Raw genomic sequence first — 14148 nt, 5'->3', positions numbered from 1 at the left:
TAAATTCGCGGTTTTTTTGCTTCTCACTTCAAAAAAGCTCTAACAAGTACCATGACAAAAAAAACGGCTAATGGTATAATTCCGCAATCTTTATGGTTCTTTGAAGTATTGCCGGTACTTGTCTTGACTAATTATTTACATTTAAACGAAATTAACACAGTGCGGGAAATTAACGCGGCGGTGGTCAATGTCAGTGGTCGTCAGCGGATGTTATCCCAACGCACGGCACTGTTCGGCTTAAGACTGGTCTGTACAAAAGATATTGCCGAACAGGAGAAATTGCGCTCTACTTTGCAAGCTGACCTGGATTTGATGGAAAGGTCGCACAGTGGTTTGATCGAGGGCAATCCGGAGATGAAACTACCGGGTCAACCATCACCAGTTGTTCGGTCAATGTACTTTGAGCCACCTCTAAATTTAGATCGGCACATACGCCAATATATCGCGCAAGCGAGAGCGATCGCCCAAGCAACCCCTGAAGAACTGACATCAGACAATCCGCATCTGCACTACATTCTCACAGAGTCTTCCACCAACCTGCTTGAAGCTCTAGATGCAGTGGTGAGCCAGTATCAAAAAGAAAGTGATGTTGAACAACTAGCCATTGACGTTCATCAAGCGGAACTCTACGAGCAAAGTTGTGCCACCACTGCCCAAGCGAACGCTCAAGCAAAGCATTTAGAGCAAGCTTTGCACGACCTGCAACAAGTCCAATCCCAACTCGTTGAAAAAGAAAAAATGTCCAATCTGGGATGTTTAGTAGCAGGTGTGGCTCATGAAATCAACAACCCCGTCAGCTTTATCTACGGGAACCTGAATTATGCAATTGACTATGTGCAGAATTTGCTCGATTTAGTGACGCTTTACGAGCAAGAGTGCCCCAATCCTAGCTGCCTGATGCAAGAAAAAATCGCCGAAATCGATATAGATTTTCTCAGAGAAGACCTGCCTAAAGTGATGTCTTCAATGGAAATAGGGGCAAAGCGCATTCATCAGATTGTGCTATCGTTGCGGAATTTTTCTCGCAATGATGAACAGGTTATGCAGCAGGTGAACATTCATGAAGGGATTGATAACACCTTGCTAATTTTGCAAAACCGGCTGAAAGCACATGGCAACCATGCAGAGATTGAAGTGATTAAAGAGTATGCTGATTTACCTTTGGTGGAATGTTACCCAGGGCAAATGAGCCAGGTATTTATGAATCTGCTCGGCAATGCGATTGATGAGCTAGAGCGTTACAGTAGCGAAGCCCCAAATGGATGCTCCTTTTCAGGGGTTCGCAGTTCGGATGAATTACTCAACAAACCCAGTAAAATTTCGATTCGCACAGAACTTACCCCTTCCAATACGATTGTTGTGCGGATTGGTGATAACGGACAGGGCATGAATGAAGATGTTAAAGCCCGATTATTTGAACCATTTTTTACTACCAAGCCTGTCGGTAAAGGCACTGGACTAGGGTTATCCATCAGCTATCAGATTGTGGTGGAGAAGCATAAGGGTTCGCTTAATTGCGTATCGGTACCCGAACAAGGAACGGAATTTTGTATTGAGATTCCAGTTTGGCACACCCAGGAGGAAGCAACTGCTAACATAAGGAATCAACTTTTGGCAAGTTAAAAGCACTGAGAGCGTACCATTTTTGTAAAAAGGGCGAATAGAATTCTCCAGAGATATTTGCTAAGGGAAAAAAGCTCAGGACTTACGCAAAGCTTATACATATAGCGTTTTTTCGGGTTCAATCCCCCTGTGGTTGCCCTCAGATGTGGTGATGTTGCGTAAGTCCTGAAGCTGAATTTTATTGATACAGTTTTTGTTGTCAATTGTTTATTCTCATGTCTAACTTACCGCCGCTGAATACCGAAACGATTTGGGCTATCCTAAACGATGAAATTGATGATGCCACAGTCAACCAACTGCTGTGGCAATGCTTGGGTTATCGCTACGACACAGCCGCGAATCAATGGGACGCCAGCGAACTTCTCCCAGAATGGCAAGATGAATATCCGCAGCCGCCTGATTTTATTGCAAACCGTCCACCAACGGTAAAGCTGACCCGCTCGATTCCGCCAGAGAACAAGCAACTACTAAAAGAACAACTCGGCTTTAAAGGCTACAAATTGGGTGAATTTGGCCCCAGACAGACTCGTCGGGCGACAGCGGCGAATTGGCTGTTGAGCTATATGCAAACCACTCGGTGAACTAATTCTTCTCTTACTTCGCGTCCTTGGCATCTTGGCGGTTCGTTAATAGATTTCTGTATTAATACTTAGTCATACTAAGCGGGACTGAAATCACCACTGCCCACGCCCTAAACTATAAACAAGTTATGGGTAGTGGATAAATCCCAGGATTGACCGACTCCCGGCGGCAAATTCATTGAATGGAGACTAATTCAGGTGGAGACAAACCAGAATGTGCCCGTTGAACACCAAAATGTACCCGAAGGGCACCGGGGGCTGCACGACTTTTTGTATAGCTCAGACGACGAACACGCTGCCCCTGAGATAGCTATTCCTGCCGAGGTGGAAAACGATGGAACTGAAGTGCTGCCGCTTCAGGACTGGTGCGATCGCGTCCAGAATGCGAAAATTGCTGGGGTGTACGCCGTGTTAAATACCCAACGCCAGACGCAATACATCGGCTACTCGCGGAATGTGCTGCTTTCCCTGAACGGTCATGTCGCTCAAAATGGCAGAGAAACTTGCGCTTTCGTGCGGGTGCAGGCGTTCAAGTTCCCGAAGCGCACGGACATGGAAAATTTGCGAGAGGCGTGGATTTCAGAACTCGGCAGCGTTCCGCCTGGTAACGCTGATGTCAGCGGGATGTGGGCTAGCACTGTGGGCGAAGTTGCAAAAGCAGCGATGTCGCTGGAAGAGCGCAACGCCTATGAGGAGAAAAAGCTCAAACTCCGCAAAGCGATGGCTGATACGACGCTCACCAAGGATTTGGCAGATGCAGAGGAAAGTGATGCCAAGCGGCAGCAAAAGCTGGAAGCGGCGGTGAATAATGATGACTGGAGTGCTGTTATCGACGGACAGACACGGGAAACTCATTCGTAACTCAGGGTGAGGAAGCGTCATCCTTGGAGATCCTTTCAACCCCCTAGGGCTAATTTCTTGTTAAGAGGGGCTAGGAGGGATCTTCAGTGCTGCATAAAAAGCTTCACTGAACCGTATTGCACACTAGCTCCAAAGAAGCGATCGCTTCTAGGAAAACTTTAAAAATCTTTAAACACATTCACTGGATAATTCTGAGTTACCGGATGCCGCTGTCGTAAGTAATTTGAATCGGCGCGAACTTTCTGCCTGTCACCGTAATAGTTTGTTCTGCTGCGCGTGGAAGAACGCCAGGAGATTCTGGGCGAATCGTATATTTTCCTGGCTTAAGTTTTATCTGAAATTTCCCTTGTCCGTCAGTTTTGATGCGAGTCACAATTTGACCCCGCTGATTCAGAACCGTAATGCTTGCTTGAAAGGGACGATCTGCACAATCATCGCCTATCCGTTGGACAGGGCATACAGGGCCAATCAATACCTGCCCTTCAATGCCGCTGCTTGTCCTCGTCCCGCCTGATGTCACCGAGACTGGGCGCGTGTTTGGGGCACCGCATGGCATGAGTGGCGGGGCAGCGATCGCCAGCGTTCCCACCATCATCAGCGTTGCGGGTAGGATATGAACAAGTTTCATAAAACTGGTGTACCTCAAGAAAGTTGCAAGCAATTTAGTTCCTACCGTGCCACTTTTTTGGCTAAAAATTCTTATTCGTTACCAATTTAGTAACGCTTATTAGCATTTTATTCCCAGCTTTTTTAAGCATAAAGAAACACCCAGATGAGGGCATCTGGGTGTGAGAAGAGAGCGAAGAATTAAAAACTTAACAATTCTGAGCTGCTTGAGAAGAATTAGGAATCGAATACTCTCACGACTCTTTCGATAGAGCGTCTGCCATTAGGTAAGGTAATAATTAACTGATTTGTATTCAAATTCAGAGTGTAAGTGTACCGACCGTTTTTGGCGACATAGACATTTTTCTTTTGAGAAGAAACAGGGAGAAGAATGCTACCTCTGCCATTCTTAGCACGACCCACGTAGAAGGTGCCTTTGCGGGTGTAACAAATTCCTACATAATGATTGGTTGTTTCGACAGAGAAACCTTCTGCGATGTCGTTGATGCAATCGTTAGAAGCAGCTAGTTGGATTGGGCGATCGCTTGCACCGGAAGCACCTTTTGTGAGTTCTGCTGCTTGTACCGCTGGTGCTAAGAATAATAATGCTCCCGCGCCCGCTAAAGCTAATTTCAAAGCCTGTTTGCGATTGAATTCAGGTTTCATGAATGCCATAATTTGACCTTCCTTGGAAGATAAAAACCGTAAGATTACGGTTGTTTTTTGAGGAACTATCTGTTTGTCGATAGTTTCATCTTCAGAAGGGCGAAAGGCATTTCCAGAAATCCCAGAAAATCTTTTGCGAGTAAGCTAGGTAGGAAGTAATAAAACTTTATCTTTAGCCTTCGTATTCGCTATCGATTTCAATGTCAAGGGTTTCTTCATCAAGCCGAATGTAGAGAATATTCGGGCGACAGCAGACTTGGCAATCTTCAATATAAGACTGCTGACCCCCGGCACTTATGTCAACAAACGTAACATTTGGTTCGCCGCAATAGGCACAAAAATACTCGGATGTCGTTTGCATCTAATTTATTCCTATAATCATCGCTATTGAGTCCATCGCAACACTCTTTCGTTAACGATGATTTTATTATCTTGAAGAATGCGTAGCTGGTTTTGGGTAAGGATGTGACGGGTATTGCCTTGAACAGCAACAAACTGTTCGCCACTGTTACTGGGAATCCTCGCATTAACTGTGTTTTCCGCTCCATTTTTGGCACCCCCAATATAGACGAAAGTACCCCCTTTAGCCGCGCAGATTTGGGCGAAATAGTTTCTGGTTTCAGCAGCACGGTATAAAGATGTATTCGGTGGGCAGCGGGTGTTCAGAAGTTGAGCGAGTTCGATAGAGTTGGAAGTTGATAAAACTACTTTTTCTAAGTGTTGAACATGGATAATTTCTGCTTTTTGCAGGAAAAACTCAAAGCGATCGCTTTCGGCACTCCGTTCTCCAGCGTACACCGAAGAGGTCAGAAATAAAAATGCTCCTACACCCGCCAAAGCTAGTTTTAACATCTGCTTGTCATTTGTTGGTTAATCCATTCAATTTATCAAAAAAATTCCCCCGCCAGTACAGCGTCCGGCGGGGAGAAATTCTGACAAATTGAACGATTATTTAATCCCCACTTGCATTCTGTAACTGGCGTTCCCTCTAGTCCCGCCAACAACGATCTTATAGTCCCCGGTTCTAGGCAATGTGCCGCTCCAGCTAGTTGCCTCTTGCTCAATAATCCGCCCATTGGGAGCTACGATATCAAAAACAGCGTTGTCTTCAAGGGAGGTAATGCTGATCGTCATTTTCTGGCGTGCCTTGGCACCCAGCAGATAAATATCTCTAGTCCCTCGCACTACTGAGTATTCTACAACTGCTGAGCTTTTCCCTTTGGCAAATCGAACCCGCTGGGTGTGACCTTGGGGTTGAGCCGCCAGAACGGTTGGTTCAACTGCCGCAGCACTTGTGGAAGCAACGGTTTTGGCGATCGCTTCTACGGAGGGAATCAAGCACAAAAGCGCCCCTGCACCCACTAGAGCCAGTTTTGAAGCAAATTTACGATTAAATTCAGGTTTTACGAATGCCATCTGTTAGCCTACCTTGGGAGAATAAAACTCTTCTTAGAGTCTCACTGGAGTTTCTAACAACTACATCTGTGCGATCGCGGTTTTCATAAAATGGCAGAATCGGCTTATCCGTGTCCTTACGGTCGTAATCACCCCGTAGGCTAGGTTAAACAGGGTGAAGCTTCCCGAAAATGAGCCGTAGCGGCGGCTAGATGCTTCTGTAGGGTTGCGGCTGGTAATGGCCCTTGCAAGTGGCTCCAAGGCAAAACTTGCTCTAACGACCAACTGGCGTGGATATAGTAATCTAGATCCGGCAGTTGTCCTCGCAGTTCTTTAAAGGCACGGCGGTAGCTGCCTAGAGAGTCGCCGTAGTGTCGCGTCAGTTCTAAAAGATGGGAAAGTCGGCGATCGCCTCTTGATATTAAAGCTTGGATCGCTGACCAGTTATAGCTTTCCGGTCGAAAATCAATGCCTTCGCGTCGCAATTGCTTCTCTAAGCTTTTCAGCCGCTTTTCAGCGTCCCGATTGACTCCAAACCACTGAAACGGCGTATGAGCCTTGGGGACAAAAGTGCTGCATCCGAATGTCAAGCGTAACCCAGGCGCGGCTTTTTTTAGCGATCGCATCATCGCCACAGTTTCTTCTAAATCTTCTGGTTCCTCCCCCGGAACTCCCACCATTCCATAGAGTTTGAGGTTGCTTAATCCACCCACTTTGGCATTGATTGCAGCTTGGATGATTTCCTCATTAGTCAGCTTTTTATTGATAATTTGCCGCAACCGTTCCGAACCACTTTCTACGGCAATAGTGAGCGATCGCGTGTCTCGTTTTGCTAAAGTCTCAGCTAGCTGTACCGTCACCGTATTCGTCCGCACCGAAGCAATACTTAGGCGTACATCGTCGTACTTTGGCTGACTCAAATAATTTAGCAGGGTTTCAAATTCTGGGTGTTGCGTAACAGACGCCCCCAATAATCCCAGTCGATTCGTCACCGTCAATCCCCGATCGATGGCTGGAATTAGCGAACTTTCCAAACTCGCTGTCCGAAACGGCAACGTTAGATAACTCGCCAAACAGAAGCGGCACATTTCCGGGCAACTGCGTACCACTTCCACCATATAAATATTTTCCCACGCCGCCTTCTGTGTCACCACAGTTGAAGCGGAAAGCGTATTTCCCCGATATGTCTGCTTTTCAATTACGGCGGGAATCTCCGCATCTACGGGCAAAATTGACTGGATCAAGCCATCGGGCGCGTGATATTCAACTTGATACAAACTAGGAATATAAATTCCAGGCACTTGCGCCAAACGCCTCAGTTGAGTTTGTCGTGTAGCGGTTCTAACTTCTTTATACGCATCAATAAAATTGCTGAGCAGATTTTCGCCATCTCCCAGCAAAATGACATCAAAAAAGGCAGCAAAAGGTTCTGGATTGGCGGTTAATACTGGTCCTCCCCCAAATACGAGGGGATGATTGTCATCACGCGCAGATGCTCGATTAGGAATCTCCAGCAATTCCAACAAATTGAGGATATTGACATAATCCAATTCCCAAGAAAGGGAAAATCCGACTAATTCAGGCGATCGCAGCAGCGGCTCGTGAGTATCTGTAAATAGGCGGCTGACTTCAAGATCGGAGCGCATTGCCAAAGACGCCCACACCACCTGATAGCCCAGGCTAGTGATGCCAACGCTATACTCATTCGGGAAGGCAAATATAGTCCGGATGGCGTCGGTGTCGGGCATCGCGGGTGTAAATAAAAGACGTTCTGCGGCAAAAACTCCAGACATCACAGGCAAGTAAAACCTTAAAAGATTATCTTATTCATATTTAATTTTAAGCGATAAAATTATCAGATTAAAAATCAAGGTCAACAAGTTGGCAGCAATAACCGGAAAAGATTGAATGTAAAAGCCGTACACCAACCACAAGAAGACACCCGTACAGAAAATAATTAGCATTTCCAGAGAAACATCTTTAGCTGATTTTGATTGCCATACTTTAAAGAGTTGAGGCAAAAAGGCAACAGTGGTCAACGTTGCCGCCAAAAATCCCAAAATTGTCACAAAATCCATGCTGCTGTCAATTTATTTGCAAAAATATTTAGAGATAAGATTAAACTATAGCAAATGAAATTATAACAATCCTAAGTAATTCGTAAGCTTCTCTTCTTCCTCTTCTTTCTCTTTCTTCGCGCCCTTCGCGTCCTTGGCGGTTCGTTCAAAACATATCTTCTCTAAAAATAAGTGCGATCGCGCTTTGAGCGGAAATAGCGATCGCTTATACTAACCCCAGCGAGTACATCTGTCTTAGGGAAGGTATTTTTATTTACAAACCGGAGTTGCCATTTTCCAGATGAGTTCCCAGAAAGCTAGATTTTCTCAAATACCACGTCTGCTGCTCAAATAGGCTCAGCCAGGAAGAAAGAAGGTGATAATCAGGAGTTTGCTAGAAAATGCCCAGAGATTTGCCCCATTGTTTGAGGTTGCTCCAGCTATAAACAAACAATGTCTATAGCAAAGCTTGGTGCTGGGTGACTTGAGCTGTATTTTCTGATGGAATAAAAAACAATAACTTGACAAAAAGCGAATAAGTTCACAATTGTCTAGGCACAGATCCCGGATTCAAGCCATAAAATAGGCAACAATAAGCAGGGAATTTTGCGCCAGAAGTTTTTGGTGATTGAGGAGTTGACGTGACCAAGTTCATCTCAAGACTGAAGGATTTATCAGGCAAGTTCAATGCGGGGGTGTCAAATGAACCAGTCGATACTCCTGTAGGTAACAAAGAAGAACCAGTCGATACTCCGATTGATGACAAGGAACAAGACAAAGGAGAGAGAGACGCATCAAGACATCGTCGGCAATTGAAGCGAAATCTCTTGCGGCTGAAGCGCTTCTCCACTCAGGAGCTTCCTGAAATTGTTAAGAAGCCATTCACCGGCGAGAACCCGCTTTATCATCAGCGTCGATTTTGGCTTGCCTTGGGTGTAGGAGGAGGAGCGATCGCGCTTTCGTTCGCTGGGTGGTCGCTGGAGAGTAGCTTACCCGATACCAGCGATGCCTTAACCTTGATGCGACCAGAGACTTTGACGATCAAAGCTTCAAACAACAAGATACTTCAACAAATCGGCCCCGCTACTCGCGAAACCCTAAAAATTGACAAAATTCCCCAGCAGCTGATTCAAGCCTTCATAGCGATAGAAGACAGACGCTTTTACAAACACCAGGGAGTCGATTACCAGGGCGTTTTAAGGGCAGCCTTTTCTAACCTGGTGGCAAGAGATGTCGTAGAAGGCGGTAGCACCATCACCCAACAGCTGGCGAGGATGGTCTTTCTCGATCAGGAACGTAGCGTTTGGCGCAAACTTAAGGAAGTTCGGACAGCTCAAAAAATCGAGCAGGAAAACACCAAAGATCAAATTTTAGAACGCTACTTAAATTTGGTTTATTTGGGAGAAGGTGCTTATGGAGTGGCAGATGCAGCTTGGGTTTACTTTTCTAAGCCAGTGTATGAACTAACCCTGTCGGAAATGGCGACACTTGCCGCCATCCCACCAGCACCCAATCAATACTCGCCAATTAAGAATCCACAAGCGATTAAAGAGCGCCGCAATCTGGTATTACAACAGATGCAGGAGGCGGGGTTCATTACCGCAACCGAAGCCGAGAAAGCGATCGCTGCCTCCCTGGTGACAAAACCCAGTCTTCCTAAGCGACTCGAAAGATTCGCCCCCTACTTCACCGAATACATCCAACAAGAACTGCCCAAGCACGTCTCGCCAGAAGCGATTAAGGCTGGGGGATTGACGGTGGAAACTACCCTGAAGCCAGAGTGGCAGGAAGCTGCCCAAAAAGCCGTCATCGAAACCGTTGAAGAGAGCGGTCGGGGTCAAAACTTCGAGCAAGCCGCCCTCGTAGCAATCGATCCGCGTACCGGCGAGATCCGGGCAATGGTCGGGGGAAAAGATTTTTACAAGCAACAGTTTAATCGCGTTACTCAGGCACAGCGCCAGCCCGGTTCGACATTTAAAGCGTTTGTATACACTACGGCAATGGCTGCCGGTTTCACTCCCTATCGCGGCTACCTGGACGCTCCGTACAAAGTAGACGGCTATACCCCCAAAAACTACAGCGAAGACCACCTGGGCTGGATCTCCATGCGAGATGCTCTGATTAGCTCAATCAATGTCGTTGCTGTCAAAGTGTTGGTCGATGTGGGATGGGATACGGTGATCGATGTTGCCCACAAAATGGGCATCGAATCAGAACTGAAGCCGACCTATTCCACTGCCTTAGGTGCCTCTGAAGTTAACCTGCTGGAACTCACCAGTGCTTATGGTACCTTTGCGACCCAAGGGATGCATACAAAAACTTACGGCATTCGTCGCGTTCTCGACCGGCGTGGGAACGTTATCTACGAAGCGAAGTTTAAGCCCGACCGTGTCCTACAAGAAGATACCTCTGCAATTATGACCTGGTTGCTGCGGGGCGTCGTCAATGAGGGGACGGGTCGCGCCGCCGCGCTAGACGATCGACCCGTTGCTGGGAAGACGGGCACCTCGGACGAGGCACGCGACCTGTGGTTTATTGGCTACATCCCCCAAATGGTTGCGGGTGTCTGGCTGGGCAACGATGACAACAAACCGACTTGGGGCGCTAGTAGTACAGCCGCCTACACCTGGAATAAATTCATGGTGAAAGTGGTAAAAGATATCCCGGTCGAGAAGTTCCCAGAGCGACCCACCGATCTAGAAGGACGTAAACCCCAGCTCACGATCAAGCCCATCAAGCCTAAAAGCATCTTCTCTGGAAGCATCATCTCCAAAAACAGCGACGACGATGACACCCCCCGGCGTAGCAGGTCTCGTCGGACTAGAGATAGCGATGGCAGCTCCAGTGAAGAAACTCCCCGGCGTAGACGCTACCGTACTAGCAGCGTCCAAAGCTCCAGTCAGGGCGAACCTACTCGCAGACGCCGTCGCCGCCAAGAAGTCCAGTCTCAAGAAGAATCTAGACCTCGCTACCGTCGTTCTCGTCGCCAAGCAAATACAAATTCTCAAAGCCAAGAGACTCCGAGCAACAGCAGCCGTAGCTACCGCCGTTCTCGTCGCCAAGCAAGCACAAGCTCTCAGGAGTCGGCACCCGTTCGGCGTCGTTCTCGCAGAAGGGCATCATCAGATTCTACTTCTAGCAGTGCACAGCCAAGGAGAAGACGAACCTACACTCCTGCGCCACCCGCTCCACGGGCACCTAGGAGAACAACGGAAAGTGCCGCCCCGCCTCCTGCTCCCCCAGCCGCGCGGAAGGAAAATTAGGCACGGTCAGAATCAACTTTCTAACTCTCAGGCGCGATCGCTAAAACAATGGGGATCAAACTCAGGGGTGATAGACGATCCCCTGAGTTTTGGTAGGATAACCAAAAATCGATAAGGAGTTTCCAAAGAATGCATTTATTGATGGAAGTTGCTACTAATACGCCTCATTTTCCAGTCTCTGCGGCTGCTGTGTACGTGGTAGGTTTTGTTGCCGCTGTAACCATCGGTTCCGTTGCGTGGTACAACTCTAAACGCCCTGTGGGTTGGGAAGATAAGGAGCGCCCGGATGTTGTGCCTGAAGTCAAGAAAGAGGCAAACCCCGGTGTAGGCAAGCCTAGTTCCTAAGTCTATTTTGGAAAATTTTTAGAAAACCCATAAAGATTGTAGAGACATTGCGTGCAACGTCTTTACCGTAGGGCAGGGGTATACCCCGCCCTACAGCATCTTCTTTGAGACAACGAGCTAAAAACCGCATTGGCTCGAATAAAGGCTAGCGCAGCGCCAGAGCCGAGCGCAGTGTGACATTTAAATCGGTGTTGGGGTTAACGACGACAACATCAACTCTTTTTTTGCCCAACAGCAGTCCGCCTAAGGCACCCAAACCAGCACCCCCCAAAATTTCTTCAGTCGCGATCGCTCTGTCTCCAGTCAAAGCGCCAATTGCAGCTGCGGCGGCTCCACCAACGGCTGCACCCTTCAAAATAGAACTGGTATTAGTTCCGCGACTAACTTGTTCGGTGCGAGTAATCACTCTGGAAGAGGCATTGATATACTGCCGTTTCCCGTTGTTGAAAACTAATTCTCTGGCAACAAACTGGGAACCGCCTCTAGTCGCGGGTTGCAGTTGACCAATCACCTGAGTTCCTGCCGGAATTAAGATAGTTCCGCGAGTATTTCTGACGTTTGTTGCCACCGTCAGCGTTAAGGGCATCGTTTCCTTGGGAGACACAATGATTTTATTCGCCTTGTTATAGCGCAAGGGGAGGGTTGTGCCTGAGGGAATGCTGACTTGGGAAACGGGTGGAGGCGGAAATTCGTAATATTGGGCAGCAGCAGGCGCAGACGCGACGAAGGGAGCAGCTGCACCGGCGGTAATTGTCAATGCCATGAGTGCAGCGGTTCCTGATTTCCAGCGATTGAAGCGAGACATAGGGAACACTCTCAGCAATTATACGGATAAGGGTCAAGACGCTTCGCTGCTGAATTTGTTTCTTGACAATTGAACTGATTTAGTGCATGGCAAAGGAAAAATGGAGAGCGCTGCGGAAAGAACCTCTCCCCAACCCTCCCCGATTCGGGGAGGGAGCCGGATCGTTCTTATACCATTTCACAGTATGTCTGTAACAGACGGCTCGTGTAGCATCACCAAAGGAAATTGGTATTACCTGTTCGTTGTTTAGCGTAGGGCGACTGTGACTGGCAGCTCAGAACGCAGGGTGACAGTCCTCAAATCAAGGCTGGGATTAACGGAGATGACATCAACAGATTTGCGTCCCCAAAATAGCCCAGCTAAAGCGCCCAAGCCTGAGCCACCCAAGACTTCTTCAGTAGCGATCGCTTTGTCGCCAGTCAGTGCGGCGATCGCGGATGCAGCGGCTCCACCCAAGGCGGCACCTTTCAAGATTGTGTTGGTTCTAGAACCTTTTTTGATTTGTTCAGTTCTCGTCACAATTGCAGAACTAGCATTGATTGTCCTAGTACCATCAAAGGGGAGAACAATTTGTGTCGCCACAAATTGAGAGCCTTGACCAGCGGGTTGCAATTGACCCATAATCTTTGTCCCCGCCGGAATCAAAGTTGTACCATAACTGCTTTTAACAGTTGATGAAACTGTTAAAATTAAAGGCACTTTTTCGGTTCGAGATAGCAGGATTTTTTCAGCCGTTCCGTCATATCTAACGGGAATGGAAGCTCCAGAAGCTATTACAGTTCTGGTCTGAGATGGGTTGCTAGCACGAGTGGTTGTAGGGACGGGAACATTGATGGGTACAGCGACAGCAGAACCGGCAAATGTGCCCAGAGCCATCAATACCAAAACGCCAGACTTTAAGTTGTTTAAGGAAGTCATAAATAGGGAACCCACGAACTCTGTGTATTTTCACTGATACCTTCTTAGAAGTTCGTGGGCTTAAAAAGTTTCTGCAAACTAGAACTTTTTTTTGCGAAATACTAAACCTTAATTAGCCGTATCAATTTCTGCAACAGGTAAAACAATCTATCTTCAACGTGCGATCGCGCTGTTCGGGAAGAATTGCCAAAAATGCGATCGCGCTTTGGAGTGAAGTGGAGAAAGAATGCGATCGCGCTAAACCCGATTCAATCGTCCAGGTTTCTAAACAATATCGTAAAGCCTTCTTGAGTGAAGTGTTTATCATGCGTCAGCACTTCAGCGATTCCTAATTCCCGCATAGTAATCATAGAAATGCCATCAGTCAGGCTGTATCCCTTATCGATGCGACTTTCATATAAATCTAAACCAGATAGAAAAGATTCATGGGTCTGTTCAACTATCTGAACATTTGAATTATTCATAATGTTTCTAACTAGCTGAACTATCCGCTGACGCATTCGAGTACCGGATTTTGAGTAGAAAGCTAGAACCTCGACTAGCACTTGATCTGTAGTAACTATAGGAGTCCGAGTGAGCGATTTAGTAACTTCTAGAACTTGCTTATGCCACCCATCTCTAGGATTAATTAAGGATATCCAGTAGAAAGTGTCAGCAAAGACCATTTTCATCTTTCTATTTTGGGCGTTCTGTAGATGTAATGGTCATGCTGTTCAGCACCATTTATGGGCAGTTGGTTAATTTCCTCTTCTGTCATATCTTGAATAATATCTTCAGCCACTTCCCAGATTGGTTGATCAACCTTATCGTTTGTTTTGACAGTTATTTTTTCTAAGTCTTGCTTGACAGCCTCTTTAAGATTATCAAACACCATGTCAAGAGAATCACCCTGAACTTGATATCCAGCTATTTCAGGAGAAGATGCAGAATATCCTGATTCATTCTTTTCTATGAAAATGTTAACTTTGTATGTCATTATAATTTCTCCTTACTTAACATAATTAAATATTTGATTGACCATAGAATAA

Annotated in this window: 16 protein-coding genes; 5 read left to right on the top strand and 11 right to left on the bottom strand. The window is 46.9% G+C overall.

The annotated features are described in order from the left end of the window. Positions 1-51 precede the first annotated feature (51 nt). The 3 genes from AC2VDX_RS16930 to AC2VDX_RS16920 all read left to right on the top strand — a co-directional run bounded on the left by AC2VDX_RS16930 (position 52) and on the right by AC2VDX_RS16920 (position 3065). Positions 52-1623, top strand: a complete 1572-nt coding sequence (locus tag AC2VDX_RS16930) for an ATP-binding protein (protein WP_378183506.1) — start codon at positions 52-54, stop codon at positions 1621-1623. Between the two features lie 215 nt (positions 1624-1838). Beyond that, positions 1839-2204, top strand: a complete 366-nt coding sequence (locus AC2VDX_RS16925; RefSeq protein WP_378183503.1) for a DUF1823 family protein — start codon at positions 1839-1841, stop codon at positions 2202-2204. Between the two features lie 198 nt (positions 2205-2402). After that, positions 2403-3065 (top strand): GIY-YIG nuclease family protein, encoded by a 663-nt coding sequence (locus tag AC2VDX_RS16920; RefSeq protein WP_378183501.1) that lies wholly within the window; start codon positions 2403-2405, stop codon positions 3063-3065. A gap of 196 nt (positions 3066-3261) precedes the next feature. Here AC2VDX_RS16920 and AC2VDX_RS16915 read toward each other — a convergent pair whose 3' ends face one another. The 7 genes from AC2VDX_RS16915 to AC2VDX_RS16885 all read right to left on the bottom strand — a co-directional run bounded on the left by AC2VDX_RS16915 (position 3262) and on the right by AC2VDX_RS16885 (position 7810). Further along, positions 3262-3693, bottom strand: a complete 432-nt coding sequence (locus tag AC2VDX_RS16915) for a carboxypeptidase-like regulatory domain-containing protein (RefSeq protein ID WP_378183498.1) — start codon at positions 3691-3693, stop codon at positions 3262-3264. Between the two features lie 215 nt (positions 3694-3908). Next, positions 3909-4346 carry a hypothetical protein gene (locus AC2VDX_RS16910; RefSeq protein WP_378183495.1) on the bottom strand — a complete coding sequence of 146 codons (438 nt, stop codon included), beginning with the start codon at positions 4344-4346 and terminating at the stop codon, positions 3909-3911. A 163-nt stretch (positions 4347-4509) separates the two neighbouring features. Then, positions 4510-4698 carry a CPXCG motif-containing cysteine-rich protein gene (locus tag AC2VDX_RS16905; RefSeq protein ID WP_378183492.1) on the bottom strand — a complete coding sequence of 63 codons (189 nt, stop codon included), beginning with the start codon at positions 4696-4698 and terminating at the stop codon, positions 4510-4512. A gap of 23 nt (positions 4699-4721) precedes the next feature. Continuing rightward, the gene (locus AC2VDX_RS16900) at positions 4722-5189 is read right to left on the bottom strand and encodes a hypothetical protein (RefSeq protein ID WP_378183489.1); all 468 of its coding nucleotides are present in this window, start codon (positions 5187-5189) and stop codon (positions 4722-4724) included. A gap of 96 nt (positions 5190-5285) precedes the next feature. Beyond that, positions 5286-5753, bottom strand: a complete 468-nt coding sequence (locus tag AC2VDX_RS16895) for a hypothetical protein (RefSeq protein ID WP_378183487.1) — start codon at positions 5751-5753, stop codon at positions 5286-5288. A 140-nt stretch (positions 5754-5893) separates the two neighbouring features. Beyond that, positions 5894-7528, bottom strand: coding sequence for a B12-binding domain-containing radical SAM protein (locus tag AC2VDX_RS16890; protein WP_378183484.1), 1635 nt, complete (start codon positions 7526-7528; stop codon positions 5894-5896). A 27-nt stretch (positions 7529-7555) separates the two neighbouring features. Further along, entirely contained in the window at positions 7556-7810 is a 255-nt protein-coding gene (locus tag AC2VDX_RS16885) for a SemiSWEET transporter (RefSeq protein ID WP_378183481.1), read from the bottom strand. Between the two features lie 620 nt (positions 7811-8430). Between AC2VDX_RS16885 and AC2VDX_RS16880 the strand changes: the two genes are divergently transcribed. Next, positions 8431-11052: a transglycosylase domain-containing protein gene (locus AC2VDX_RS16880; RefSeq protein ID WP_378183478.1), complete on the top strand. Its 2622-nt coding sequence runs from the start codon at positions 8431-8433 to the stop codon at positions 11050-11052. Positions 11053-11181: 129 nt separating this feature from the next. Then, complete coding sequence (gene psb35 / locus AC2VDX_RS16875) at positions 11182-11397, top strand: photosystem II assembly protein Psb35 (RefSeq protein WP_378183475.1); 216 nt, start codon at positions 11182-11184, stop codon at positions 11395-11397. 145 nt (positions 11398-11542) lie between these two features. Here the strand turns inward: psb35 and AC2VDX_RS16870 are convergent, their stop codons facing one another. The 4 genes from AC2VDX_RS16870 to AC2VDX_RS16855 all read right to left on the bottom strand — a co-directional run bounded on the left by AC2VDX_RS16870 (position 11543) and on the right by AC2VDX_RS16855 (position 14096). Further along, positions 11543-12202 carry a hypothetical protein gene (locus AC2VDX_RS16870; protein WP_378183472.1) on the bottom strand — a complete coding sequence of 220 codons (660 nt, stop codon included), beginning with the start codon at positions 12200-12202 and terminating at the stop codon, positions 11543-11545. Between the two features lie 246 nt (positions 12203-12448). After that, positions 12449-13120, bottom strand: coding sequence for a hypothetical protein (locus AC2VDX_RS16865; RefSeq protein ID WP_378183469.1), 672 nt, complete (start codon positions 13118-13120; stop codon positions 12449-12451). Between the two features lie 248 nt (positions 13121-13368). Beyond that, complete coding sequence (locus AC2VDX_RS16860) at positions 13369-13791, bottom strand: type II toxin-antitoxin system VapC family toxin (RefSeq protein ID WP_378183466.1); 423 nt, start codon at positions 13789-13791, stop codon at positions 13369-13371. Then, positions 13788-14096 carry a type II toxin-antitoxin system HicB family antitoxin gene (locus tag AC2VDX_RS16855; protein WP_378183463.1) on the bottom strand — a complete coding sequence of 103 codons (309 nt, stop codon included), beginning with the start codon at positions 14094-14096 and terminating at the stop codon, positions 13788-13790. Before AC2VDX_RS16855 ends, AC2VDX_RS16860 begins: the two co-directional genes overlap by 4 nt. Positions 14097-14148: the final 52 nt, after the last annotated feature.

The sequence above is a fragment of the Coleofasciculus sp. H7-1 genome (assembly GCF_057473865.1).
This window is presented reverse-complemented; position numbering and strand designations above follow the sequence as displayed.